24 protein-coding genes and 4 tRNA genes are annotated in these 23,155 nt (G+C 68.6%); 14 read left to right on the top strand and 14 right to left on the bottom strand.

Annotated elements, in window-relative coordinates; all coding sequences use genetic code 11:
- Nucleotides 1-411: 411 nt before the first annotated feature.
- The 3 genes from ACW9TB_RS10775 to ACW9TB_RS10785 all read right to left on the bottom strand — a co-directional run bounded on the left by ACW9TB_RS10775 (nucleotide 412) and on the right by ACW9TB_RS10785 (nucleotide 2,370).
- Nucleotides 412-1,557, bottom strand: coding sequence for a WD40 repeat domain-containing protein (locus tag ACW9TB_RS10775; protein ID WP_472747824.1), 1,146 nt, complete (start codon nucleotides 1,555-1,557; stop codon nucleotides 412-414).
- A 169-nt stretch (nucleotides 1,558-1,726) separates the two neighbouring features.
- Complete coding sequence (locus tag ACW9TB_RS10780) at nucleotides 1,727-2,134, bottom strand: PIN domain-containing protein (RefSeq protein ID WP_472747825.1); 408 nt, start codon at nucleotides 2,132-2,134, stop codon at nucleotides 1,727-1,729.
- Nucleotides 2,119-2,370 (bottom strand): type II toxin-antitoxin system Phd/YefM family antitoxin, encoded by a 252-nt coding sequence (locus ACW9TB_RS10785; protein ID WP_472747826.1) that lies wholly within the window; start codon nucleotides 2,368-2,370, stop codon nucleotides 2,119-2,121. The genes ACW9TB_RS10780 and ACW9TB_RS10785 overlap by 16 nt, the downstream gene beginning before the upstream one ends.
- 286 nt (nucleotides 2,371-2,656) lie before the next feature.
- On the opposite strand from ACW9TB_RS10785, the gene ACW9TB_RS10790 reads away from it, so the two are divergent.
- Nucleotides 2,657-3,085 carry a tyrosine-type recombinase/integrase gene (locus ACW9TB_RS10790; protein WP_472747972.1) on the top strand — a complete coding sequence of 143 codons (429 nt, stop codon included), beginning with the start codon at nucleotides 2,657-2,659 and terminating at the stop codon, nucleotides 3,083-3,085.
- Nucleotides 3,086-3,230: 145 nt separating this feature from the next.
- Entirely contained in the window at nucleotides 3,231-3,812 is a 582-nt protein-coding gene (locus tag ACW9TB_RS10795) for a hypothetical protein (protein ID WP_472747827.1), read from the top strand.
- Nucleotides 3,813-4,043: 231 nt separating this feature from the next.
- On the opposite strand, the gene ACW9TB_RS10800 is transcribed toward ACW9TB_RS10795, so the two are convergent.
- The 4 genes from ACW9TB_RS10800 to ACW9TB_RS10815 all read right to left on the bottom strand — a co-directional run bounded on the left by ACW9TB_RS10800 (nucleotide 4,044) and on the right by ACW9TB_RS10815 (nucleotide 5,991).
- Nucleotides 4,044-4,117, bottom strand: a tRNA-Phe gene (locus tag ACW9TB_RS10800).
- Nucleotides 4,118-4,145: 28 nt separating this feature from the next.
- Nucleotides 4,146-4,220, bottom strand: a tRNA-Asp gene (locus tag ACW9TB_RS10805).
- 103 nt (nucleotides 4,221-4,323) lie between these two features.
- Nucleotides 4,324-4,396: transfer RNA gene (locus ACW9TB_RS10810), tRNA-Glu, on the bottom strand.
- A 92-nt stretch (nucleotides 4,397-4,488) separates the two neighbouring features.
- Entirely contained in the window at nucleotides 4,489-5,991 is a 1,503-nt protein-coding gene (locus tag ACW9TB_RS10815; RefSeq protein ID WP_472747828.1) for a metallophosphoesterase family protein, read from the bottom strand.
- A gap of 34 nt (nucleotides 5,992-6,025) precedes the next feature.
- Between ACW9TB_RS10815 and ACW9TB_RS10820 the strand changes: the two genes are divergently transcribed.
- Entirely contained in the window at nucleotides 6,026-6,376 is a 351-nt protein-coding gene (locus ACW9TB_RS10820) for a metallopeptidase family protein (RefSeq protein ID WP_472747829.1), read from the top strand.
- A 168-nt stretch (nucleotides 6,377-6,544) separates the two neighbouring features.
- On the top strand, nucleotides 6,545-7,840 hold the full coding sequence (locus tag ACW9TB_RS10825) for an MFS transporter (RefSeq protein WP_472747830.1): 1,296 nt from the start codon (nucleotides 6,545-6,547) through the stop codon (nucleotides 7,838-7,840).
- 1 nt (nucleotide 7,841) lies between these two features.
- On the opposite strand, the gene ACW9TB_RS10830 is transcribed toward ACW9TB_RS10825, so the two are convergent.
- Nucleotides 7,842-8,261 carry a PspC domain-containing protein gene (locus tag ACW9TB_RS10830; RefSeq protein WP_472747831.1) on the bottom strand — a complete coding sequence of 140 codons (420 nt, stop codon included), beginning with the start codon at nucleotides 8,259-8,261 and terminating at the stop codon, nucleotides 7,842-7,844.
- A 152-nt stretch (nucleotides 8,262-8,413) separates the two neighbouring features.
- Here ACW9TB_RS10830 and ACW9TB_RS10835 point away from each other — a divergent pair, with 152 nt between their 5' ends.
- A complete protein-coding gene (locus ACW9TB_RS10835; protein ID WP_472747832.1) occupies nucleotides 8,414-9,571 on the top strand; it encodes an acyl-CoA dehydrogenase family protein in 1,158 nt (385 codons plus the stop codon).
- 135 nt (nucleotides 9,572-9,706) lie between these two features.
- On the opposite strand, the gene ACW9TB_RS10840 is transcribed toward ACW9TB_RS10835, so the two are convergent.
- Nucleotides 9,707-10,330, bottom strand: coding sequence for a 3'-5' exonuclease (locus ACW9TB_RS10840; protein ID WP_472747833.1), 624 nt, complete (start codon nucleotides 10,328-10,330; stop codon nucleotides 9,707-9,709).
- A 116-nt stretch (nucleotides 10,331-10,446) separates the two neighbouring features.
- Between ACW9TB_RS10840 and ACW9TB_RS10845 the strand changes: the two genes are divergently transcribed.
- Together ACW9TB_RS10845 and ACW9TB_RS10850 are read left to right on the top strand one after the other, a co-directional pair.
- Nucleotides 10,447-10,522: transfer RNA gene (locus tag ACW9TB_RS10845), tRNA-Lys, on the top strand.
- A gap of 426 nt (nucleotides 10,523-10,948) precedes the next feature.
- Entirely contained in the window at nucleotides 10,949-11,677 is a 729-nt protein-coding gene (locus ACW9TB_RS10850) for a GNAT family N-acetyltransferase (protein WP_472747834.1), read from the top strand.
- Nucleotides 11,678-11,735: 58 nt separating this feature from the next.
- Here the strand turns inward: ACW9TB_RS10850 and ACW9TB_RS10855 are convergent, their stop codons facing one another.
- Nucleotides 11,736-12,188: an anthrone oxygenase family protein gene (locus ACW9TB_RS10855; protein WP_472747835.1), complete on the bottom strand. Its 453-nt coding sequence runs from the start codon at nucleotides 12,186-12,188 to the stop codon at nucleotides 11,736-11,738.
- Between the two features lie 320 nt (nucleotides 12,189-12,508).
- Between ACW9TB_RS10855 and ACW9TB_RS10860 the strand changes: the two genes are divergently transcribed.
- The 4 genes from ACW9TB_RS10860 (at nucleotide 12,509) to ACW9TB_RS10875 (ending at nucleotide 16,339) form a co-directional block, all read left to right on the top strand.
- A complete protein-coding gene (locus tag ACW9TB_RS10860) occupies nucleotides 12,509-13,165 on the top strand; it encodes a class I SAM-dependent methyltransferase (protein ID WP_472747836.1) in 657 nt (218 codons plus the stop codon).
- Nucleotides 13,166-13,400: 235 nt separating this feature from the next.
- A complete protein-coding gene (locus ACW9TB_RS10865; RefSeq protein WP_472747837.1) occupies nucleotides 13,401-13,937 on the top strand; it encodes an NUDIX hydrolase family protein in 537 nt (178 codons plus the stop codon).
- A 237-nt stretch (nucleotides 13,938-14,174) separates the two neighbouring features.
- Nucleotides 14,175-15,911: an MFS transporter gene (locus ACW9TB_RS10870; RefSeq protein ID WP_472747838.1), complete on the top strand. Its 1,737-nt coding sequence runs from the start codon at nucleotides 14,175-14,177 to the stop codon at nucleotides 15,909-15,911.
- Nucleotides 15,908-16,339 carry a MarR family winged helix-turn-helix transcriptional regulator gene (locus ACW9TB_RS10875; RefSeq protein WP_472747839.1) on the top strand — a complete coding sequence of 144 codons (432 nt, stop codon included), beginning with the start codon at nucleotides 15,908-15,910 and terminating at the stop codon, nucleotides 16,337-16,339. Before ACW9TB_RS10870 ends, ACW9TB_RS10875 begins: the two co-directional genes overlap by 4 nt.
- Nucleotides 16,340-16,564: 225 nt before the next feature.
- On the opposite strand, the gene ACW9TB_RS10880 is transcribed toward ACW9TB_RS10875, so the two are convergent.
- From ACW9TB_RS10880 to ACW9TB_RS10895, 4 genes are all read right to left on the bottom strand, one after another.
- Nucleotides 16,565-16,948 carry a hypothetical protein gene (locus ACW9TB_RS10880; RefSeq protein WP_472747840.1) on the bottom strand — a complete coding sequence of 128 codons (384 nt, stop codon included), beginning with the start codon at nucleotides 16,946-16,948 and terminating at the stop codon, nucleotides 16,565-16,567.
- Nucleotides 16,949-17,091: 143 nt separating this feature from the next.
- Nucleotides 17,092-18,315 (bottom strand): helix-turn-helix domain-containing protein, encoded by a 1,224-nt coding sequence (locus ACW9TB_RS10885; protein ID WP_472747973.1) that lies wholly within the window; start codon nucleotides 18,313-18,315, stop codon nucleotides 17,092-17,094.
- Nucleotides 18,316-18,500: 185 nt separating this feature from the next.
- Entirely contained in the window at nucleotides 18,501-18,917 is a 417-nt protein-coding gene (locus tag ACW9TB_RS10890) for a hypothetical protein (RefSeq protein WP_472747841.1), read from the bottom strand.
- A 159-nt stretch (nucleotides 18,918-19,076) separates the two neighbouring features.
- A complete protein-coding gene (locus tag ACW9TB_RS10895) occupies nucleotides 19,077-20,000 on the bottom strand; it encodes an SDR family NAD(P)-dependent oxidoreductase (protein ID WP_472747842.1) in 924 nt (307 codons plus the stop codon).
- Nucleotides 20,001-20,191: 191 nt separating this feature from the next.
- On the opposite strand from ACW9TB_RS10895, the gene ACW9TB_RS10900 reads away from it, so the two are divergent.
- From ACW9TB_RS10900 to ACW9TB_RS10910, 3 genes are all read left to right on the top strand, one after another.
- Nucleotides 20,192-21,064, top strand: coding sequence for a LysR family transcriptional regulator (locus tag ACW9TB_RS10900; RefSeq protein ID WP_472747843.1), 873 nt, complete (start codon nucleotides 20,192-20,194; stop codon nucleotides 21,062-21,064).
- 214 nt (nucleotides 21,065-21,278) lie between these two features.
- Nucleotides 21,279-22,028, top strand: coding sequence for a sugar phosphate isomerase/epimerase family protein (locus ACW9TB_RS10905; protein WP_472747844.1), 750 nt, complete (start codon nucleotides 21,279-21,281; stop codon nucleotides 22,026-22,028).
- Nucleotides 22,025-23,134 carry a Gfo/Idh/MocA family protein gene (locus tag ACW9TB_RS10910; RefSeq protein WP_472747845.1) on the top strand — a complete coding sequence of 370 codons (1,110 nt, stop codon included), beginning with the start codon at nucleotides 22,025-22,027 and terminating at the stop codon, nucleotides 23,132-23,134. The genes ACW9TB_RS10905 and ACW9TB_RS10910 overlap by 4 nt, the downstream gene beginning before the upstream one ends.
- Nucleotides 23,135-23,155 lie beyond the last annotated feature (21 nt).

The raw sequence follows: 23,155 nt of genomic DNA on the forward strand, positions 1-23,155 counted from the left end.
AGAAGACGTGACAAGTCGAGCAACTCCGAAGGTAGGAAACCATTCCTGCTCATCAGAGAACGATATTCGCTCGGGGCGTTTGTACTGCTCAGCTGCTGTGATCAGGTACAGGACCAAACCGCCGACCTTCCGCTTTTCAGGCGGACCAATCACCCTGGCCGGGTAGCGGAGACCGTGGTCAGAGGGTGGTGGACGGTAGCCGAAGTGAGTCCGCGCGTGGGGACGCTGCTGTCACCTTGATCATGATCACAACATGGCGCGTTCCCTCCAGGGTGCTTTACACCCCTTCGGCTGACCTGCCCTCCTGGCGATCGGTGACGATCGCGAGGAGGCCCGGGTTGGCGCTGGCGGAGTTGCGCGTGGTCGAGCAGCGGTACCGATCACCTTGAGCCGACGGTCACCCCCTTGTCGCTACCGCGGTATCGCAGGCAGATCCCACACCCGCATCAGGTAGTCGTCAGAGACCGTGACCGCGACCTGCCGACCACCTACCTGAGTGACAGCCACTGTCTTAACGGCATCGGTGTGACCAGTCGCCGGCTTGCCCAGCAGCTGACGTGTGGTCAAATCCCACACCCGCACCGTGCCGTCCAGGTCGCCGGTGACGGCGATCGGCCGACCGTCCACCTGAACGACCGCCACCGCAGGGACAACACCGACGTGGCCGCTCAGTTGTCCCAGCAGGTGATGGGTGGTCAGGTCCCACACCCGCACGCTGTCGTCCGAACCTCCGGTGACAATGACCCGCCGGCCGCCCACCTGGCCGAGCGCTATTGCTTCCAGGGAGTTGGTGTGGCCGATCATCGGCTTGCCCACCAGCCGACGCGTGGCCAGGTCCCACACCCGCACCGTTTCGTTCCGGCCGCCGGTGATGACAACCGTCCTCCCCTTCACCTGGGTGATCGCCACCGCACTGACACTCTCAACGGTGTCACCGGTTATCGGCTCGCCCACCGGCCGCCGCGTGGCTAGATCCCACACCCGCACCGCGCCATCCGCGCCGCCGGTGACGACGACCGTCCGTCCCTTCAACTGACCGACCACCGCCATGTTGCCGGTGTGGCCGTTCATCGGCTCACCCACCTGTTGATGCGTGGCCAGGTCCCACACCCGCATCGTGCCGTCCACGCTGAGCGTGATGGCGATCGATCGGCCGTCCACCCGAGCGACCGTCACCGACGAAACCATGATGGTGTGGCCGATCATCGGCTTGCCCACCAATCGACGCGTAGTCAGGTCCCACACCCGCACTATGCCGTCCAGGTCACCGGTGACGACGATCGGCCGCCCCGCCAACTGACCGACCGCCGCCGATGCGACGGGGTCGCGATCCCACGTCAGTTCTGGCTCCTCCACCGTCGGACTCTTGGCGATCGGCCAGAAGATCACGGCAAGTGTGATGGCAGCCGCACAGGCGATGCTCGCTGTGATCCACATGACACCGAGACGTCGACGGGGATGCTTCGGTGAGAACGGCGAATAGGACGTGGACGAAGGAGGCAATTGATCAGGAGGGGTCACCACCGCTACATGATCGCCAATAAAGAGCAGAATCAAGCTGGCTATCGGCTTATCGGCTGATCACCCGAGCCGTCGCAAAGGCCACAAGCCGCCTGTGATCATATGGGTGATGCTGATCATCGCCGCGATTGAGGTCTGGTCATGGGGCGGCGTGACTGGAAGCGCTCGACGCGGGACGCAAGTTCCTCGGCGGTGTCGGCGGAGTTCAGCGGGAAACGACCTGCGCCCGAACCCCGGGCAGATCGTCGAACGCGGCGGAGGAATCCATTGTGATCACGATTCTGGTGGTGGTGGCCGCCGTCGCGGCGGTCAGCAGATCGTACGCTCTCCACGTCTTTCCCGACCGGCGCACATGTACAAGGAGACAAGCGTGAACTCTGGCAACGTCCACCGTGTACTCCTCAACCGGAATCAATGCCAGAACTTCATCCACGAAAGCCTGTCGCCCGGAACGGCGCGCCGCGTCCGCCAGCTCTACGCCGACGAGCAACTCGGCCACGGTAATCGCGGCGATCGCCACGTCGCCGGCATCTCCGATCACCGCGTCCACGGATGCCCTGCCCCGTTCCGCCGCGATCAGCACGCCGGTGTCCAGGATCAGGCGTCGGGCCACGTGCTCCTCATCTCGTCGTCGACCACTTCCCGGGCCGCCACGACATCGGCCTCGAAAGCGGCGTCCAGTGTCACCGAGGCTCTGGCCAGGAAGGCTTTGACCATACGTCCCGGCGCCGTGGGCGCGGGACCGATCATCGCGATCCGCTTGCCTCCCCGAGTAACCACGATCGTCTCCCCCCGCTCCGCCTCGTCCAAAACGACCGCGAAGCTGCGAGATGCCTCGGTAGCAGTCATTACCTTCATGAAATCAGACTGCCTGATTTTTAACAGAGATTCGTTGATCGTTCTTGCTGGTCGTTGAACACCCCTGGACCACAGATGAAAGGGGCATACGACTTTTCTGTTAAGAGGTAGCCCGTCCGTGACGAACCGATCTGCGAGGGACGGCGCTGGTGACCGCGCAAAGCGACGTTGCGGTACGGGACCGCCGCATGAGCCACCGGTGTCCGGCTCGATGCCCGCCGGTTGCCGCGAACCCACTCCAGGTTCCTGCTGAAGAAACCCGTCCCACTGGGCGAACATCGACTTCGACGGCGCGAGACTCGAAGTGATCCAGACCCTCAGCGTGTCGAGGGCCGCCGTTCGTCCGACCCAGGACCAACGACTTCGAGCGCACTGCAAACAGCAGTTCGCCGAACGCTCCGACCGCTGGAACGACTGGGAGGAACACAGCCTGGTCTTCCCATGCCGACGCGGAATGCCCATGGAGCCGGACAACCTCAGCCGAAGCTGGGGAGCCATCCGCAAGGCCGTCGGCCTCGGAGACATGCGCTTTCACGACCTCCGCCACACCTGCGTGACCCTGCTGCTCAACCTCGGCGTCCCGCCCCAGGTCGTCCGCGACATCGTCGGCCACAGCGACATCGAGGTGACCATGACCATCTACGCTCACGTCTCCCTCGACGACAAACGCAGCGCCCTCAAACGTCTCGGTGACGCCCTCACATAAACAAGATTCATTCTTGGACGCCCCGGCTACAGCCGGGGCGTCCTTTTTATAGCCGGTAAGACCGGAGGCGGCGGTCCTGTCCAAAAGCAGGTGACCGTCAAAGCTGACCTGTCGGGAGCTCAGGTGTGATCGCTAGGGTGACGCCGTGATCACCAAGCCACCTGGATGGCCGTTTTTGACCGCAGTCTCAGCCGTAGGGCTCGTACTTCTGTACTGGGCCAGCGCCCCTTACAGGTACATCATCGAGATGTCGCTGTTCTTCGTCTTTGCTGTAACCCCACTGGCCCTGATCTGGACCGTTCGCATCATCCTGGCCGGACGCAAGGACGCGGACGCGGTCTCCGGCCGCATACGACGCTGGTTCCTCCCTTGGATCGTCCTCGCGGTGATCCTGGCCACAATCGTTGTCGACGTCCCCTTCTGGGTGCGCTTCACGATCTCCAAACCGAGCATGGAGGCGTTCGCCAAGACGGTGACAGAGGAGACGACCATCAACGACTCCTGCCGATGGCTGGGCCTGTACCGGGTGTGCTGGGCATCTCCCTACTCGACCATAGACGCCGAGACACTTCCCGGCAGCGCCGCCCTCAGCACCGAGGAATGGGCCATTCATAGCAATACCGGCTTCGTCTGGTTACCTAAAGGCCAACCCGAGGGAACCATGGATGACAGCTACCGGCATCTCGGCGGGAACTGGTACGGCTGGCGTGGCTGGGACAACTGGTGACCACCGGCCTGCTCTCCACACGGTGGGGTAACCCATTTCAACGGGCGCCCGAAGTCATCACCTCGAATGAGCACTACAGCGGCAACTCGCCCACGCAATCGGCATACCCTCACCCGGGACATCAAGAGCCCGGGGCCAATCTCACCTCGCGCTCAACACCGTTGCTGTCACCGGACATCAAAAAGCCCCGGGCCGTTGTTGGCTCGGGGCGTTTTTCCTGCTCAATCAGTGTGGTCAGGGGCGGGGTCGAACCGCCGACCTTCCGCTTTTCAGGCGGACGCTCGTACCGACTGAGCTACCTGACCTCGGTGGTGGATCGAACACCTACCAGAGCGGTCCTGACGGGACTTGAACCCGCGACCTCCACCTTGACAGGGTGGCGAGCACTCCAAACTGCTCTACAGGACCTTGCTTCCGGGGCTTTTGTCCCGGTCGTTCTTGCCTCGCTTAGCCTACCAGTTTTCCGGAGGTCTTCGACCTGCCGTTTCCCTGGCGAGCCTTGGCTCGGCCGTGCCCCCAACGGGATTCGAACCCGTGTCGCCGCCTTGAAAGGGCGGTGTCCTAGGCCACTAGACGATGGGGGCTCAAGACTCTCGTCTCGTTCCGTTGCCGTCTTCCGCTGGAGACCTCTGAAGCATAGGGGACTTTTGCCCCCGATGCCAAAGCGGTTTGCGGCTTACGGCGTCGGTGTGACGGTGACAGACCCCGTTGGAGACGGGGCGATCGTCGGCACAGGAGAAATTGTACGGCCAGGGTCGGTCTCAACGTGACGCTGGATCTGAACCGACTGCTCGCCGAGCCCTCCCAGGGTGATGTCGTCCCAGGCCCGCAGGCGGTGCGTGGTGGCGTCGAAGTACAGAACGGAGGCCTCGACGGGGGTGGGCTCGTCGTGTTCGAGGGCCCGGAGACCGGCTCCGCCGGTGGATCCCTGGACCAGGAGGCGGGTGCCGGAGGGCAGCAGTTCGGTGGACCGCTGGTGCGAGTGCCCGGCGAGGACCATCGGGGCCGCGCCGGAGAACCCCTTGGCGATCGTCGGGTCGTGGACGGCGACCAGGTCGACCTGCTTGGGCAGCTTCGCCAGCTCGGCGGCCCGCGAGTTGCCGAGGGCGGCGAGCGATTCGAGGTTGGAGTCGACGGAGACGGACTTGTCCGGGGTGAAGCGGGGGTCGCCCATGCCGTAGATGCGCAGCCCCGCCACGGTCTTGGCCTGGCCGTCGAGGACGACCGCGCCCTTCTGCCTGGCCACGGCCCGCTGGGTGGTCATGGAGTCGTGGTTGCCCCTGACGAAGACGTACGGGACGCCGAAGGTGCCGATCTCGTCGGTGAACCTGTCCTCGGGGCTCGTGCCGTGGTCGGTCAGGTCGCCGGTGTCGATGATCGCGTCGATCTTGAACTGGGCGGTGACCGAGCGGATGAGGTTCCAGGCGATGGGGCTGAGGTGGATGTCGGAGACGTGCAGCACCCGGATCGAGGTGGGGTCGGCGTCGTAGACCGGCAGGGCGGAGACGACGTCGTAGAGCTGGGAGACGTTGTTGACGAGCTTGGCGAGCTGGACCCGGTAGGACTCGAACCTGGTCACGATCGACTCGGCGTCGCCGACCAGGGACGGCGCTCCGGCCAGCAGGCCGGTGTACTTGGGCTCCACCACGGAGTCCGGCCGGAAGGTCAGGGCGATGGCGGCTCCCGTACCGGCGATCGCGACGGTGATGCCCAGCAGGCCCGCCAGGGCCGGTCCCGGCCGGCGGAAGACGATCAGGGACGTCACCAGGGCGCCCGCCAGGCCGCAGAGCGCGGCGCGCAGGATCAGCGTCCTGACGCCGGTGCCCAGCTCCTCCTCCAGGAGCGCGGGGAGCCGGTCGGCGGAGAACCTCGGGTCGTCCAGGAACCCGCGGGCACGGTCGGGGTTGATGTTCTCCAGGGTCACCCGGAGGCTGACGGGGCCGTCGTGGGTGTCGAACAGAAGTGTGCCGAAAGGGTGAGCGTCGACGACGGTCTCCCCGGTCCACGAGGGCTCCGCGGACATGCCGAGCTCCACCGGGCCGACGTTGGACCGTACGGGCCCGCCGAGCATGATGCCGAGCCACGCGCCGGCCAGGGCGACGGCGGCGACGGCCACGCCACGGGCGATGCGCCCGGTGGCGAGACGACGGACACCATGGGTCCAATCAGCGAATTTCATGCGCCTCCACCTCTACCCGGGGTCACGGGGCAGAATGACTGGTGTGATCGAGATCTCGCGGGAGAAGTTCGAGGAGCTCGTGGCCGAGGCTCTGGACACCATTCCCCCCGAGCTGACGAAAGTCATGGACAACGTGGTGCTCGTCGTCGTCGACGACCCACCCGAACCGGATCTTCTAGGCCTCTACACGGGTATTCCGCTCACCGAGCGGGGCGACTGGTACGCAGGAGTGTTACCCGACCGGATCGAGATCTACCGCAAGCCGATCTGCTCGATCTGCGAGACCGAGGAGCAGGTCATCGAAGAAGTGCAGATAACCGTCGTCCATGAGATCGCCCATCATTTCGGCATTGATGATGACCGGCTGCACGAGCTGGGCTGGTAAGTAGCCCCGCACAGCACGTCAAAGCCCTCCTTTCCGGAATGTCGCGGCTTATCATTACAGTTTGCATGCGCTTGATTGCTTTCGGTTGCGCGGCGGCCCGACAACAGGCACCGTAGGTTACACAGTGAACACCCACAGTCAGTGTGCCTGCGAGCTCAGCGGAGTCCTATGGCGGCGACAAAGTCCGGCCGACTACCCGGGCGGCACCGCCGTCCGGCGGAACGCCAAGCGACCTACGGCGAGGTCATCGCCATCCGGGAGTTCCGCGCGCTCTGGCTCGGCCAGGGGCTTTCCCTCCTCGGCGACCAGCTCTCACGAGTGGCGCTGTCCGTCCTGGTCTTCGAACGGACGGACTCCCCCCTGGCGACGGCCTCGGTCTATGCCCTGACCTACCTGCCGCCGATCATCGGCGGACCGCTTCTCGCGGGGCTCGCCGACCGCTACGCCCGGCGGCGCATCATGATCGCCTGTGACGTGCTCCGGGCCGCCCTGGTCGCGCTCATGGCGGTTCCCGGCGTCTCGTTCGCCATGCTGTGCGTGCTGGTCTTCTGCGTGGTGCTGCTCAGCGCGCCGTTCTCCGCGGCGCGGGCGGCGCTGCTGCCGGAGTTGCTCAAGGGCGACCGCTACGTGGCGGGCTCCGCCCTGCAGAACATGACCAACCAGGGCGCGCAGATGCTCGGCTTCGCCGCCGGCGGCGTCCTGATCATGGGAATGGGCCCGTACCGCGCGCTGGCGCTGGACGCGGCGACCTTCCTGGCCTCCGCGCTCATCATCGTCTCGGGGGTACGGCGGCGTCCCGCCCCCATCCCCGCCGACGAGAACCGGCCCTCGATGTGGACGATGACCCGCGCCGGCGCCAGGCTGGTCTTCGGCGACCCCCGGCTGCGTACGCTGGTGCTCTTCGCCTGGCTCTGTGGCTTCTACGTGCTACCCGAGGGGATCGCGACCCCGTACGCCGCGGAGCTGACCGGGAATCCCCAGCAGCTCTCGCTGGTCACCGGTCTGCTGATGGGCGCCATGCCCACCGGTACGGTCGTCGGCGCGTTCCTGTACAGCCGCTATGTCAGCCCATCGAACCGGTTGCGATCGATGGGCTGGATGGCGATGCTGACCTGCGCGCCGCTGATCCTGTGCGCCGCGCAGCCACCGCTTCCTGTGGTGCTGCTGTTGTGGTTCGTCTCGGGCCTGGGTGGGGCCTACCAGCTCGCGGCCAACGCCGCGTTCGTGCAGTGCGTCCCCGCCGAGCAGCGGGGACAGGCCTTCGGCCTGGTCCAGTCGGGCCTGCTGGCCTCTCAGGGCGTCGGCATCCTGGTCGGTGGGGCCGCGGCCGACCACCTCGGCTCCGAGCTGGTGGTGGCACTGGCCGGCGCGGCCGGACTCGCCGTGGCGGCCGCGCTGGCCGTGCTCTGGAAGGGGTCCCGCGGGGAGATCATCGAGAGGGTTCGCGCGGAGGCGACCTCCTGACTCACGCCTGGGGGCGGGTGTCGTCGTCCTGCCTCGGCACCGTGCCGTACGGGGCCTGGTGGGCGGAGTACTCCGGGGCCGGCGGGTACGGCTGGTGCGGCGCGCGGTGCTGGTTGGTGGCCTTGGCCCAGCCCTGCTCGGCCTTGGTCCTGGCGTCCACCCAGATCGGGTTGTCCTTGTTCTTGTCGATCACGTCCTGCAGGACCGACCTGTCCTTGCTCTCCTCGGGCAGGAGCACCCAGCCGATCGCGTACACCGCCACCCCGAGACCACCGAAGAAGGTGGCGACGGCGAGGGCCGCCCGGATGATGTTGGGGTCCACTCCGATGTAGCGTCCGAGACCGGAGGCCACACCCGCGACGATGCGCCCGTCCCTGGTCCGCTGGAGCTTCTTGACGCCGGTGAAGTCGTTTTCGTTCATGTCCTCAGACTGCCCGAGAGCGAGGCTTCCTCACATCGGGATTCCCCCTGGCACGACCCTGACCTGTACCCCTCCCGTGGCCGTACGCGACCCTGACGTCCGTCCCACCCGTACCGGTAATACCCTGACAGGGCCGAGAGAGAGGGAAGCCCATGGACGATCTCCTGCGCATCGACGACACGCTCTCCGAGGAGCAGCGCCTCATCCGCGACACCGTCCGGGAGTTCGTCGCGGACCGGATCCTCCCCCACGTCGGCGACTGGTTCGAGGAGGCGATCTTCCCCGCCCGCGAGCTCGCCCCGGCGCTCGGCTCGCTCGGCGTGCTGGGCATGCACCTGGAGGGGTACGGCTGCGCGGGCCTCGACGCCGTCTCGTACGGCGTGGCCTGCCGCGAGCTGGAGGCGGGTGACTCCGGGCTGCGGTCGTTCGTGTCCGTGCAGGGCTCGCTCGCGATGTTCCCGATCTGGAAGTACGGCTCCGCGGAGCAGAAGGACGAGTGGCTCCCCCGGATGGCCGCGGGCGAGGCGATCGGCTGCTTCGGCCTGACCGAGCCCGACCAGGGTTCCGACCCCGCAGGCATGCGTACCCACGCCAAGCAGGACCCCTCGGGTGACTGGGTCCTCAACGGCTCCAAGATGTGGATCACCAACGGCTCGATCGCCGACGTCGCCGTGGTCTGGGCCCAGACCGAGGACGGCGTCCGCGGCTTCGTGGTGCCCGCGGACACCCCGGGCTTCAGCGCCCCGGAGATCCACAAGAAGATGTCCCTGCGGGCCTCGGTGACCTCGTCGCTGTACTTCGACGACGTACGCCTGCCCGCGTCCGCCGTACTGCCCGGGGTGCGTGGCCTGAAGGGCCCGCTGTCGTGCCTGTCCGAGGCCCGTTTCGGCATCGTGTGGGGCGTGGTGGGCGCCGCCCGCGCCTGCCTGGAGTCGGCCGTCGACTACTCCACCTCCCGCGTCCAGTTCGGCAGGCCCATCGGCGGTTTCCAGCTGACCCAGGAGAAACTCGCCTGGATGTACGTCGGCGTGGGGCAGTCACAGCTCACCGCCCTCCACCTGGGCCGCCTCAAGGACGCGGGGACCCTCTCCCCGCGCCAGGTCAGCTTCGGCAAGCTCGCCAACGTCCGCGCCGCCCTGGACATCGCCCGCCAGGCCCGCTCCATCCTGGGCGGCAACGGCATCACGCTGGAGTATCCGGTGATCCGGCACATGAACAACCTGGAGAGCGTCCTGACGTACGAGGGGACCGAGGAGATCCACACCCTCGTACTCGGCGAGGCCCTGACCGGCATCCCCGCCTACCGCTGATCTTCTCCGGGACTCGTCCGTGGCTCCTTGTCCGTAACTCCTCTCCAGGGCTCATCGGCGGCCGGGGTCCCGCTGGGGGATCTTCTCCGGGACTCACCGTCGGCGTGGGTGCCACTGAAGCGCCTTCTCCGGGGCTCACCGTCGGCGAGAGTGCCGCTGGGGCAGCCCGGAGGGACGCCACTCGGGGGCCTGGGCCGCCCTGCCGAGCTCGGCCTCCCAGGAGACGCCCGTACGCAGGTAGAAGCGGAGCAGCTCGGCGCTGGCGCGGGCGTCGGCCAGCGCGGCGTGGGCCCCGAGGAGCGGGATTCCGGCGCGCTCGCAGCAGGCGGCGAGTGTCCATCTGCCGTCGGGGATGAAGGCGGGCGCCAGCCGCTGCGTACACAGGGTCTCGGTCACCCACTCGCTGCCGGGGAGGCTCCGCAGGAAGCGCAGGTCGAAGGAGGCGTTGTGGGCCACCAGGACCCGGCCCGCGACCCGCCGCCAGATCTCGTCCAGCAGCTCCTCGATCACCGGCGCGCTCTGGACCATCGCGTTGGTGATGCCGTGGACGTGGACGGCCCCGGTGCCGCGCCGGGGGTTGACCAGCGAGTGCCACTCGTCGACGGTCTCGCCCCCGGCGTCCAGCGAGACGAGCGCGATCTCACAGATCCGGTCCCCCCTCGACGGCGAGAAACCTGTGGTCTCCACGTCGACCACGACATACCCTGGGCGCGTGGAGACATGGGAGGTGAAGGCGGGCTCAAGCCCCGAGCTCGTCATGCCTGCCACTCTAGGAGCCGCTCCCGCCCTCCACCGGCCGTTCCGCAAACAGATGACCATGAATGGGCCTGGCGACGGACGTTAGTGGACACTATCCTCGGTACGCTGTCACCTGCGGGGCGTTAGCTCAATGGTTAGAGCTGCGGACTTTTAATCCGTAGGTTCTGGGTTCGAGTCCCAGGCGCCCTACCACTCCCGATCAGGAACTTAGGCTCTGACCTGGGCCTTTGGTCTTGTTGATCTTATACCGTCCATGCAACTGGACGCGGCCGTCCGCCGGTGGTCCCGGAATATGCGCGGAATGGGATCACTGGCGTTTCCCCAGGTCGGCACGAGCGTTCCGAGTGCGGCGGCTGGCACTCAGCGTGGTCCGTGTTCCGGACCACCGAGCGGCGGAGCTGAGGGCCGTGCCCGGCGTGTTCGTTGTGTGCCCGTCAGGAGGGGCACCAAGGGGGACTCACGGACAGAGCGGAAACGCCTTTTACCTGGGCCGCAGCAGTTCACGGGGACACACGCCGCGATACCGGTTGCGACGATGGCGGGTCGGCTGGAAGCCCCTATCGGGAGTAGGATCCATTATTGCGAGAATGTCGCAATAAGGTGTCCGGTGGAGCTGTGATGTTCGCGAAGGGACTGACGGTGCTTGGTGCCCCGGCCAACGCCTCCGAGGACGTCGGAGGCCTCCCGGAAGTGACCGCGGCATGGGTACAGGGGTGGACGCTCTCCCGCGCGACAGCATCACCGGTGGCGGTGCCGGGCGGCTACAGAGTCGATGTGGGACTGCCGGGCCACCTCGTTCGCTACGTGCTGCCTCGATTTGATCCGGCAGTCCTCCGCCGTCTGACACGGGAACCGCTCGCGCCGGGAACCTGGCTCAAGGTTTGCGCGCAAGTGGAGACCGTCGCCGCCGTACTGCCGACCGGCTGGCTCGTGAAGGACCCCGAGTACATGATGACGGTCTCCCTGCGCTCCGCCGAGTTCTCCATGCCGACCGGTTACGCGCTGCGGGTTACGACACAGGGTGCCGTCACCGATGCGGAAATCCTTGGCGCCGATGAGCGGACAGCCGCCAGGGGGCGGATCGCACGGACCGGGTCGTTCGCGATCGTCGACCAGGTGGAGACTCACCCGTCGCATCGCCGCCGAGGGTTGGGCAGCCGCGTCATGAGTGCCCTTGGCCACCACGCCGCGAGCCAAGGGGCGCGAACCGGCGTCCTCGTCGCGACCCGGGACGGACTCGGGCTGTACCGCTCCCTGGGCTGGACGCTGCGTGCGCCCGTCACGGCAGCCGTCTTCCGCCCCGAAGAGACCGCCTACCCAGCGGTCCGGTCCGGTCTAGGCGAGTGATCGCAGGGCGAGCCGCCCCGAGGTGTGTCGAAGTCTCCAGCGATCCCGACGCGGTTCTTCAGGTGTTCGCTTCGGAATCAGTTGCGCGGGCAGCTTGACGCAGTGCCCACATCGCGACGACGAGCGCCAGCAGGCGTGCCAGGTTGCCACGGTGCCAGGTCCGGAGCAGGCTACGAACTTCCGTCACACTCAGTGGCTCATCGCTTCGCAGTAGCCGAAGGTTGACGGTTCGTACCAGATAGGCCGTCAGCGCCATCGCCGATGCCGTGCTCACCGCGGCCGCGATGATGGCGCGTCTGTCACCACCAGACCGCCAGCTGTCGATCAGACTGACCGCGGTGCCCGCCAAGGTCAGCGGTGCCACCGGGAGGTAGTAGCGCAGCGGACTTCCGGCCCCCAGAAGCTTCGGCTCCCGATTCGATCGAGCATCCGCCAGTAGTTGAGGCATGTCCACCATCGCTTCGTAGACATTGCCGAAGAACCAGTGGGTCTGGCCGAGCCGGGTGACCACGGCCCATACGGTTCGCGATCGCACGGCTTGCCTACGCGGACGGTTCCTCATTCCGGCAGCATCCCATACGAAGATCCAAAACCGTGTCCGTTACGTGCCCGATAAGGCGATAGGCCGTAGGGAATTCCCCGCCGACCGGGAGCACGGCGGTTCATGCCGTTGTGTACTGAACGGGGAAAGCCGGGGACCGCCTGGATCAAGCGTCGCGGCCGTGTGGCGCGCGGCTTGAACTCGGATGTCCTTGTTGATCTCGGCGTGCTTCCGGTCGTCCCCGGCATCGCAGGCGCGGCATTGTCGGTGGTGGTTGCGAGGATGTCGCCATGACCGCCCTCACGTCTGCGATCACCGACTACTGGAATGCCGCTGCCCGCGCCTTCGACGACGGGCCCGACCATGGCTTGCGCGCCGAGCACACGCGTGCCGCCTGGGATCGCCTGCTGCGAGCGTGGGCACCCGCGGATCCGTCCGACATCCTGGACGTCGGTTGCGGCACCGGCTCGCTGTCTGAGCTGCTGGCCTCGGCCGGGCATCGGGTGACCGGTGTGGACCTGGCACCGCAGATGATCGAGCAGGCCCGAGCCAAGTTCGCGGACGCCGGGCTCGCCGGACATTTCCTGGTCGGCGACGCCGCCGTCCCGCCCACCGGGGGCGAACGGTTCGACATGCTGCTGTGCCGACACCTGGTGTGGACCCTGCCCGATCCCCGTGCGGCGCTGCACGAGTGGGTTGCCCGGCTCCGCCCGAACGGCCTGCTGGTGCTGGTCGAAGGCCGTTGGGGTGAGACTGGACAGGCCGGACCGCCCTATGTGGCGGGAGCAGAGACGCTGCCGTGGAGCGGTGGCGTCGCCGCAGCCGACCTGGCCTCCGCGGTGCGGCCGCTCGTTACCGACCTGCGCGTCGAGCCGCTCGGTGACGATCCCGACCTGTGGGGCGGCCCGGTGAGCGACGAACGCTACGCGCTCATCGCTCGTATCTAGCGAGCCGACCGGTGTGTGCCGGCGCAGCGGGACATCGATGAGGACTGGGGACGCGGGGCAGGTGGGCGTGGAGGTGTTCGATCTCCACCTCGCGAGGCGAAGGCGCTGAGCTGTGAGTTCCACAGGCCCGCATGCCCCGTGACGTCCGCCGAGCTCCTGCGAGGTCCGCAAGTTCCGCGAGCCGGTTGCGAGGAGAGAACGCGTTTCCGAGGCGGCTGCGAAGTACGATCGGTCAATGACCGAAATGACCGAAACCACGCCCGGCTGGCTCGCTCCCGAAGAACTGGAGTCGGCCCGCGCCCGGATGCCGATTCTCTACATCGACGCCGTACCGGTACGGGTCGACGAGACCGGAGTGGTCACGCATGTCGGCCTGCTGCTGCGCATCGGGTCGGACGGAGCGGTGAGCCGCGCCCTCGTCTCCGGACGGGTGCTTCACCATGAGCGTGTCCGTGACGCGCTCATGCGCCACCTGGAGAAGGACCTCGGCCCGACGGCACTGCCTCGCGTCCCGGCCTCTCCGCAGCCGTTCACCATCGCCGAGTACTTCCCGACCCACGGCGTCACGCCCTATCACGACCCCCGGCAGCATGCGGTCTCCCTCGCTTACGTCGTCCCGGTCGCGGGCGACTGCCGCCCCCGGCAGGACGCTCTCGATCTTGTCTGGTTCACCCCCGAGGAGGCCTCGTCGCCCCTGGTGCAGCAGGAGATGCTCGGCGGGCAGGGCGTCCTGCTGAAGCAGGCTCTCGCCCACGTCGGCTGCCTTTTCTGATCTTCCGGGCGGTGCGGTACGGCTGCGGCGGCACCCTGCGGCTGATTTTCGCGGTCGGCTTCCATGATCGGTTCTCACGGTCAGTGCCCGCGCCGGGTCACGCGGTCGGAGAAGCGGCCGTCGTGTTGGCGTACACCCCCTCTGACCTGGGGTGCAGCACCTGGAGCAGGAGCCGCGGCGCGTATACTTAGCACGCGTCAACTAATTTTCCGCCAGATTCGCCAATCTGGAGGGCTCATGCGCAGCCCCATCACCATCGTTCCGGCCCGGCCGGTCACCCGGCCGCCCTCCCGTCCGCACGGGCGCCTTCCCTACCGGTGGTCGGTGCTGTCCAACACGACGCTGGGCATGCTCATGGCCACGGTGAACGCCTCCATCCTGATCATCTCGCTCCCGGCCATCTTCACCAGCATCCGTCTCGACCCGCTGGCGCCGGAGAACGTGAGCTACCTGCTGTGGATGCTCATGGGATACATGCTGGTGACGGCGGTGCTGGTGGTCACGCTGGGACGGCTGGGAGACATGTACGGCCGGGTGCGCGTCTACAGTGCCGGGTTCGCCGTGTTCACGGTCGCCTCGGTGGCGCTCGCGCTGGTCCCGGCGGGCGGCCGGACGGGCGCGCTGTGGCTGATCGGCTGGCGGCTGGTGCAGGGGGTCGGCGGCGCCATGCTGATGGCGAACTCCGCGGCGATCATCACGGACGCGTTCCCGGCCCGCCAGCGCGGTACGGCGCTGGGCGTCAACCAGGTCGCCGGGCTCGCCGGTACCTTCATCGGGCTGATGGCGGGCGGGCTGCTGTCCGCGTGGCACTGGCAGTCGATCTTCTGGGTGAGCGCGGCCATCGGCCTGGTCGGCACCTGGTGGGCGTACCGCAACCTGCACGAGACGGCGGCGCGCCGTCACGACCTGCGGATCGACTGGTGGGGCAACCTGACCTTCGCCCTCGGCCTGACCGCGCTGCTGGCCGCGATCACGTACGGCATCCAGCCCTACGGCGGTCACACCGAGGGCTGGACCAACCCGATGGTCGTCGCGGGGCTGGTCGGCGGCCTCGCCCTGCTGGGCGTGTTCTGCGCGGTGGAGACGCGGGTGGCGCAGCCGATGTTCCACCTCGGGCTCTTCCGGATCCAGGCGTTCTGGGCCGGGAACGCGGCCGCGCTGCTCAACGCGACGGCCCGCGGCGGGCTGCAGTTCATACTGATCATCTGGCTGCAGGGCATCTGGCTGCCCCTGCACGGTTACGACTTCGCGGAGACCCCGCTGTGGGCGGGCATCTACCTGGGGCCGCTCACCCTCGGGTTCCTCGTCGCCGGACCGGTCTCCGGCTATCTGTCCGACCGGTACGGGGCGAGGCTCCTGGCCACCGGCGGTCTTCTCCTCATGGCCGTGACCTTCCTGGGCATGCTGGCGCTGCCGGTCGTCTTCGGCTATCCGGCCTTCGCGGTCCTGCTGCTGCTCAACGGCGTCGGCTCCGGGCTGTTCTCGGCACCGAACACCACGGCGGTGATGAACTCGGTGCCCGCCGACCAGCGCGGCGTGGCCTCCGGCATCAGGGCCACCTTCCAGAACGCCGGCATGGTGCTGTCCATCGGCGTGTTCTTCTCGCTCCTGGTCGCCGGGCTGTCCCGGTCGCTGCCCGGCGCGCTGCACACGGGCCTGACCGTCCAGGGCATACCGGCGCACGCGGTGACCGCGGTCGCCTCCGTCCCCCCGGTCGGGATGATGTTCGCCGCGTTCCTCGGCGGCAACCCGCTCTCCTCGCTGCTGAACGCGGCGGGCGTGCTGCACGAGCTGCCCGCCTCGATTGTGACGACGCTGACCAGCAGGACCTTCCTGCCGACGCTGCTGTCCGGGCCGTTCCACCAGGGCCTGGTCGTGGTCTTCGTCCTCGCCGCCGTCATGGCGGCCGCGGGCGCCGTGGTCTCGCTGTTCCGCGGTGATCTCTACATCCACGAGGAAGGGGAGAGGCGATGAGCGCGACGGTGTCCGGCGACGCGCAGCTCGCGAGCCGGCTGAGCCTCGCCGTCGGCAGGTTGCACCGGCGCGTCCGGATCGCGACCAACGACGTGCCCCCCTTGCAGCTGTCCACCCTGGTCTCCATCGAGAACCACGGCCCGCTGCGCCTGGGCGAGCTGGCCCAGCGCGAGGCCGTCAGCGCGCCGACCATGAGCCGCGTCCTCGTCGCGCTCGGCCACCGGGGCCTGATCGTCCGTACGATCGACGCCGAGGACGCGCGCTCCGTCCGGGTGGCACTGTCGCCCGAGGGGATCCGCGTGCTCGCCGAGGTGCGCTCGCGGCGCGCGGCGCTGCTCGACGCGCGGCTCGCCCGGCTCCGCCCGGAGCAGCGCGAGACGCTCGCCGCCGCGCTGCCCATCCTGGAGGCCATGGTCGCCGAGGAGTGAGGAGTACCGCTCCGGTCCCGGACCGGAGCGGTCCCGGGACGGAACGGCCTCGGGCAGAGCGATCCCGGGACGGAACGGCCTCGGGCAGAGCGATCCCTGGACGGAACGGCCTCGGGCAGAGCGATCCCTGGACGGAGCGGCCCTGGACGGAGCAGCCTCGGGACGGCCCGGGGGCGGCGCGATTTTTGGATGGAAGGACCTCGGGATCGGTGGGCGGCCCGACGGTCAGGGCCGCTCGGCCAGGCGGTCCGTGACGATCAGCTCCACGACCCTCTGGGGGTGCTCCCGCCTGACGGCGTGGAGGTTGGGTCCTTCGCGGACGGACACCAGGTAGCAGCCGGAGCGAGGGCCTATGGTCACCGTGGCGGCGCGGCGGCCCTGGGCGATCACGGCCAGCTCTGGCGGGTGCCGGTCCGTCCGCGAGCGAAAGGCGGGTCCCCCTGGCCGGGCGGGGGTGCCCGGGTGGGGGGCGAAGACCCCCAGGCTGATCGGGTGGTGGCGGTGGGCGCGGATTCCCCGCTCGATCAGAAGCCGCTGCACGACCGCCAGCGCCCGGTCGTGGCGCTCGGCCGTCGCCTCGTCGACCATCCTCCGGGGTTCGGCTCGCACCACACTCCGTGTCACCCATCCTCCAAGGTCGGAATCACCGAATCCGGATGGCGAGGGTCACGGTTCTCGCCAACAACGACGACCTTATGAGAATTGCCACCGCCAGTGTTCACAGTTTTCCGTGAACACATCCCCGGATAAGACTAGAAGGCCATTCGACTTTCCAGGCCGCGCAACTGTTCGGGGACGGTCCGGTAATAGGTTCCGAGCTGCCTGACGGCCTCTCTGGCCGTGGGGTGGAATCGTGCCATCTGGGGGGCGATTCGCTCGGCGTTGAGCACTCGCCTGAGCGCTTTGTCGTGTTCCTTGAGGAGCAGGTGCGCTCTGGACATGTCGATCTCGTGATGCGCCCTGCGTTCGGCGTAGAGCCCGGAAGGCGGTGTGAACCCTGCGTCCAGGCGGATCGCCGTGTCGTGGTCACCGAGCTCCGTCGCCACCGCGCACCCGTGGATCACCGCGTTGAAGGGGTTCACCTGCAGCCCGTACGGGTCGGGGCGGGGGCGGGTGGCGATCCGCGCCGCCGTCTCCGCCGCGAGGCCGTGGTGCTCCCAGGCCTCCGACGCGTGTCCCATCCGCGCGGCGGAGACGGCGGCGCGCAGGTGGAGGGAGCCGTAGACCTGCAGCCCCGCCGGTTCCGAACGGTCCACCTCACCCACCGCCCGCCTCACCATGGTCAGCGCGATGTCACCGGACCCCAGGGTGAGCAGCAGCAACGCCCGCGACAGCGAGACCAGGTGCCGCAGGTGCGGGTCGTCGGCGCGCGGCGCGGCGACCGCGGCCCGCTCGATGGCGACCTGCGCCAGGTCGCTGTAGCCCAGGCGCCGGGTCAGGGACACCGCTATGGCGTACGCGTGGTTCAGCAGGCGCCACGCCTTCGAGGTGTCCGACTCGATCGCGTGGACCGTCAGCTCCTCGATGGCCGCGGGCAGGCGGGCACCGAGGCGGACGTGCGCGGCGGCCCCCTGCAGCTTCTGGAGCTTGACCAGCTCCGAGGCCAGCTCGTCGAGCGGCCTGGGAGGAACCTCCAGCTCGGGGGAGATGTCGGCGTAGGCCAGGGCACGCCTGATGGAGGGCATCGCCGCGTGCACCGCCTCGGTACGGCTGTCCGGCTCCCTGCCCGGCCCTCCCTGGGGCCGGCCGATGATCTCGGCGGCATCGACCGCGCACGCTCTCGCCACGGCCGCGACAAGCGACGGGGTGGCCCGCTTGTGGCCCGACTCGACCTGTGCGATCAGGCTGCGAGAAACATTCGCCTTCGCCGCCAGGCCGATTTGGGTGAGCCCTCTGCGTTTACGCGCCCTGGCAATTCGACGACCTGTGGATTCGCCCTCACCATCCGGATCGGGGCCCCATTCCTGCCCGGCCATCCCGGCACCTCCCGCGCTCACGCGACATCTCCACGATAACGGCCCCCCGGCTCCGCCGAGATGAACGTTCTCACGGTGGGCTCCTTTCCCGCCGCGAAATCGTCCGCCGGTCTTTCTTCCCCGGTGAAACGATCATCGAGTTTCCCGGGATCCGGCCGTCTGAGGGCGACCGGCGGCGTCACGGGTCAGCCGACATAGCGGCCGACGCAGTCGGTGAAACGGTTCTCCGACACGGCGCAGTCGTAGGTGAAGTGCTCCCTCCCCCCGCCGCCCGTGGCGAAGTCGTACTCCGCGACCACCCGGCCCGCCTCGCCGGGGACGACGCCGAGCAGGGTGTACCGGCCACCGGCCTCGATCACCTCGGGGATCAGGAAACGGTTCATGATCTCGGTACGACCGGCGTAGATCCGGCCCACGCTGTCGAAGCGGGCCCGCTCCGCGAAGGTCGCCCCCACCTCGTGGGCGTCTCCCCGGTTGATCGCGTCGACGAAACGGCCGACCAGCTCGCGATGCCCCGGGGCGAGCGCCGCCGACGCGCCCGTGCTTCCCGCTGTCGACGGCTCCGCGCCCGCCGAAGGCGTCTCGTTCGCAGACGGTGTCACGTTTGCCAATGTGACAGCCGGTGTCGCGCCCGCCGACGGCGCCTCGGTCGATGGTGTCCCGGTCGTGCAGGCGGCCGAGAGCAGGGCCGCACACACGGTCACGCACAGCGCCCGGAACGGCGCGGCATCACGTGATGACATGTCGCCTTCCCCGATCGTTCAGCCGGTGAGGTAGCCACCGGAGGCGTCGATGTCGGTGCCGACGACGGCGGTCGCGTCGTCGGACGCGAGCCACATCACCACGCGCGCTATCTCCCGCGGTTCCACGATCCGCCTGATGGGGTAGTCCTGCGCGATCTGCTCGTACGTCACCCCGAAAGCCCTCGCCGCCCGTTCGAGCATCGGGGTGTCGACGGCACCGGGCGCGAGCGCGTTGACGCGGATGTTCCTGTCCGCGTACTCAAGCGCGGCGACCTTGGTCAGCGAGGCGACCGCGTGCTTGCTGGCGTTGTAGGGGGCGATCGTCGCGAAGCCGACCTCGGAGGAGATGGACGCGGTGTTGACGATGACCCCGGCTCCCTGGCGGAGCATGTGCGGGATCTCGTACCTCATCGCGAGGAAGACCCCGGCGGCGTTGACGCGCCAGACCCGCTCGACATCGTCCAGCGTCTGCTCGTGCAGGGGCGCGGCCCTCGGGCTCTCGATCCCGGCGTTGTTGAAGGCGATGTCGAGCCTCCCGTACCGCCGGACGCATCCGGCGACGAACGCCCGCACGTCGGACTCCCGCGACACGTCGGCCCGCATGTAGGTGGCCTCACCGCCGGACTCCCGGATCGCCCGCTCGTGGCGGCGTCCGAGCTCCTCGCGCCGCCCGCAGAAGAACACCTTCGCGCCCTCTCCCGCCATCTCGTACGCCGTGGCCTGGCCGATTCCCGACGTCGCCCCGGTGATGAGCACGACCTTCCCGGCGAACCGGCCCCGGGAGTCGTCGCTGCCCGGCGCGGGGTCGGGCGGCTCGCGCGTGCCCGCCCTCGCGGGTCCGGCCGCCGCTCCCCCGCCCAGGGCTCCGGCGGCCAGCGCCACCGCCCCGGTCGTGCCGGTGGTGAGAACCCTGCGCCTCGACGGCCGCTGCTCTTCGGTCATGGAATCCTCCACGGGACTTGGGACGGATGGGGTGATGCGGGATGACGCCCATGGTCATCCGCGTGCCGCGCGACCGTCCAAGACCTCTCGTCATAACGGTCGGTTATGACACCGTCTCCGCGAACCCGTCCGGGTCACGAAGACGGCGCCGTCCGTCCACGGCGAAGGGTGCCGCGTTATAACCAGTGGTTGTGGACGTCCATCTGCGTGATCTCCGGTACTTCGTCGCCGTGGCCGAGGAGCTTCATTTCACCCGGGCGGCCGAGCGGCTGTTCGTCTCCCAGCCCGCGCTGTCCAAGCAGATCCGCGTCCTGGAACGGCAGCTCGGCTTCCCCCTGTTCGAACGGGTGCCGGGCGGCGCGAGGCTCACCCCGCAGGGCTCCGCGCTGCTGCCGACCGCCAGGGGAATGCTGGAACTCTGGGGTACGGGACTCGACGCGGCCCGCCAGGCGGCGCCGTCCGGCACCCTGGTGATCGGCATGCAGACGTCCGTGGGCCGGAACCTGCAGCGCGAGACGCTGCGCCGCTTCCGCGAGAGCATGCCCGGCTGGACGGTCTCCCTGCGCCTGGTCAGCTGGGACGATCCGAGCGGTGGCCTGGCCGACGGCAGTTCCGATGTCGCCTTCGTCTGGCTGCCCGCGCCCGAGGGGCTCGCGGTCCGCGTCCTCGTGAGGGAGCGCAGGTTCGCCGCCCTGCCGGAGGATCATCCCCTGGCCGGTCGGGCCGAGATCGACGTCGCCGACCTGCGGGACGAGCCGTTCATCGCGCTGCCCGCCGCGTCCGGTCCGCTGCGCGACTTCTGGCTGGGCCTGGACGTCCGTGACGGGGCCGTCGTGGGCGCCGAGGCCGCGTCCGCCGACGAGGTCCTGGAGGCGGTCACGAGCGGGCTCGGCGTGGTGCTGCTCGCCGAGGGCAACGCGGACCTCTACTCCCGCCCGGGTGTCGTCTGCCGCCCCGTGACCGGGCTCCCGCCCGCGGAGCTGGCCATCGCCTGGCGCTCCGCCGACCACCGCCCCGCGGTCACGGCCTTCCTCGCCTCCCTCCCCGCCTCGCTTCCCGGTTAGCGGGGCTTGGATGTCGCTCCGGGTGACACGTCAGGTGCCGTGTCGGAACGGGCTGCGGCGGAGTGTTCGGAAACGTCCGCGCACACCCTTGACATGATATGTAGTTCACATATATTCGTTACTTTAGTAACAGATATGGCGTACGTGGTCCACCGATGATCGGTATCGAGCATGACGGGTGGACGGCGCGCCTCAAACAGGCGAAGGGTTCACCGTGCCTCTCCGATCGCTGTCCCTCCAGCTCTACAGCGTCCGGCATGCCATCGACGAGGACCTGCCGGGCACGCTCGCCAGGGTCGCCGCGATCGGCTACCGGCAGATCGAGTCCTCGTACAGGCTGTACTCCCGCGGTCCGGAGTTCCTCGACGCGGTCACCGCCAACGGCCTGGTCTCCCCCACGATGACCTCGTCGCTCATCGACGTCGACCTGGACGCGATCTTCTCGGCGGCGAACAGGCTGGGTGCGAACACGGTGGTGGACACGTTCATCCCGGAGGAGTTCTGGACCACCGACGACGACGTCACCCGTATCGCCGACCATCTGAACGCCGCGGCGGTGCGGGCCGCGGACCACGGCCTGCGGGTCGGGTACCACAACCACTGGTGGGAGCTTGAGCGGCGGTTCGCCGGTCGTACCGCGCTGGAGACCCTGGCCGACCGGCTCCGGCCGGAGGTGGTGCTGGAGGTCGACGCGTACTGGGTCGCGGTCGGAGGAGAGGACGTGCTGGCCCTGCTGGGCCGCGTGAGCGACCGCGTGCGCTTCCTGCATCTGAAGGACGGCCCCGTCAGCCGGGACAACACCCAGCAGCTGCCGGCCGGGCAGGGCAAGCTGCCCTGGCCCGAGATCCTCGACGCGACGCCGCACCTGGAGGCCGGGGCGGTCGAGTTCGACGACTACACCGGGGACGTCTTCGAGGCGATCGCCGCGAGCTTCGCCTACCTCGCCCCGAAGGTCGAAGCGTGAGCGGCTCCGGCCCGATGGGAGTCGGCGTCATCGGCGCCGGGAAGATCAGCGAGCAGTACCTGGAGAACCTCACCCGCTTCCCCGACCTGGACGTCCGCATCGTCACGGACCTCTATCCGGACCGCGCCGCCGAGCAGGCCGCGGCGTACGGGGTGCCGGAGTCGGGCACCCCGGAGCAGGCGCTGGAGCACCCCGATGTGGAGATCATCGTCAACCTGACGATCCCGGCCGCGCACGCCGAGGTGTCCATGGCGGCGCTCGGCGCGGGCAAGCACGTGTGGACCGAGAAGCCGTTCACCCTCGACCGTGCCACCGGGCTGCGACTGCTGGAGACGGCGGAGGGCGCGGGTCTCCGCATCGGCGGGGCGCCCGACACCTTCCTCGGCGCCGGTCTGCAGACGGCCAGGCGGATGATCGAGCGGGGCGACATCGGCGTACCGCTGACGGGGCTCACCCTGTTCGAGGTGCCGGGGCCGGTGGACGACCACCGCAACCTGGAGGTGCTGCTCTCGCGCGGCGCGGGCCCGCTGTGGGACATGGGACCGTACTACCTGACCGCGCTGGCCCAGTTCTTCGGCTCGTTCCGCTCGGTGGTGGCGACCGGCCGCGTCGCCCGGCCCACCCGCGTCCTGCGTGTGGGCCCCAAGGCGGGGCAGGAGATCACCGTGCAGGTCCCGACGCACGTCGGCGTCCTCGCCGAGTTCGAGGCCGGGCAGGCGGCGACGACCGTGCTGAGCTGGGACTCCCCACATCGCCGTGTGGGCCACGTGGAGATCGTGGGTTCCGAGGCGACCCTGTCCGTCCCCGACCCGAACCACTTCGACGGGGACCTCCACATCCGGCGTGCCGGTGACGACGACTGGACGACCGTACCGGCCGCGGGCCCGGTGGGAGGGCGCGGTCTCGGCACGCTGGACATCGCCCGTGCCGTACGGGCCGGAGTGCCACACCGGGCCTCGGGACAGCTGGCCTACCACGTGCTGGACACGATGGCCGCGGTCTCGGAGTCGATCGAGCGCGGGGAGGTCGTGCCCGTGCGGAGCTCGGCCCCGGCGACGAAGCCGGTCAGCGAGGACTGGGACCCCTACGCCCGGACGCTCTCGTAGGACAGAACACGGACGGCGCCC

The sequence above is a fragment of the Streptosporangium sp. H13245 genome, from assembly GCF_055690525.1.

Excerpts from the sequence above, each read along its gene's own strand:
- ACW9TB_RS10785 (WP_472747826.1), bottom strand. The coding sequence starts at position 2,370 with ATGACTGCTACCGAGGCATCTCGCAGCTTCGCGGTCGTTTTGGACGAG.
- ACW9TB_RS10815 (WP_472747828.1), bottom strand. The coding sequence starts at position 5,991 with ATGAAATTCGCTGATTGGACCCATGGTGTCCGTCGTCTCGCCACCGGG.
- ACW9TB_RS10820 (WP_472747829.1), top strand. The coding sequence starts at position 6,026 with ATGACTGGTGTGATCGAGATCTCGCGGGAGAAGTTCGAGGAGCTCGTG.
- ACW9TB_RS10825 (WP_472747830.1), top strand. The coding sequence starts at position 6,545 with ATGGCGGCGACAAAGTCCGGCCGACTACCCGGGCGGCACCGCCGTCCG.
- ACW9TB_RS10830 (WP_472747831.1), bottom strand. The coding sequence starts at position 8,261 with ATGAACGAAAACGACTTCACCGGCGTCAAGAAGCTCCAGCGGACCAGG.
- ACW9TB_RS10835 (WP_472747832.1), top strand. The coding sequence starts at position 8,414 with ATGGACGATCTCCTGCGCATCGACGACACGCTCTCCGAGGAGCAGCGC.
- ACW9TB_RS10840 (WP_472747833.1), bottom strand. The coding sequence starts at position 10,330 with ATGACGAGCTCGGGGCTTGAGCCCGCCTTCACCTCCCATGTCTCCACG.
- ACW9TB_RS10850 (WP_472747834.1), top strand. The coding sequence starts at position 10,949 with ATGTTCGCGAAGGGACTGACGGTGCTTGGTGCCCCGGCCAACGCCTCC.
- ACW9TB_RS10860 (WP_472747836.1), top strand. The coding sequence starts at position 12,509 with ATGACCGCCCTCACGTCTGCGATCACCGACTACTGGAATGCCGCTGCC.
- ACW9TB_RS10865 (WP_472747837.1), top strand. The coding sequence starts at position 13,401 with ATGACCGAAATGACCGAAACCACGCCCGGCTGGCTCGCTCCCGAAGAA.
- ACW9TB_RS10870 (WP_472747838.1), top strand. The coding sequence starts at position 14,175 with ATGCGCAGCCCCATCACCATCGTTCCGGCCCGGCCGGTCACCCGGCCG.
- ACW9TB_RS10875 (WP_472747839.1), top strand. The coding sequence starts at position 15,908 with ATGAGCGCGACGGTGTCCGGCGACGCGCAGCTCGCGAGCCGGCTGAGC.
- ACW9TB_RS10885 (WP_472747973.1), bottom strand. The coding sequence starts at position 18,315 with ATGGCCGGGCAGGAATGGGGCCCCGATCCGGATGGTGAGGGCGAATCC.
- ACW9TB_RS10895 (WP_472747842.1), bottom strand. The coding sequence starts at position 20,000 with ATGACCGAAGAGCAGCGGCCGTCGAGGCGCAGGGTTCTCACCACCGGC.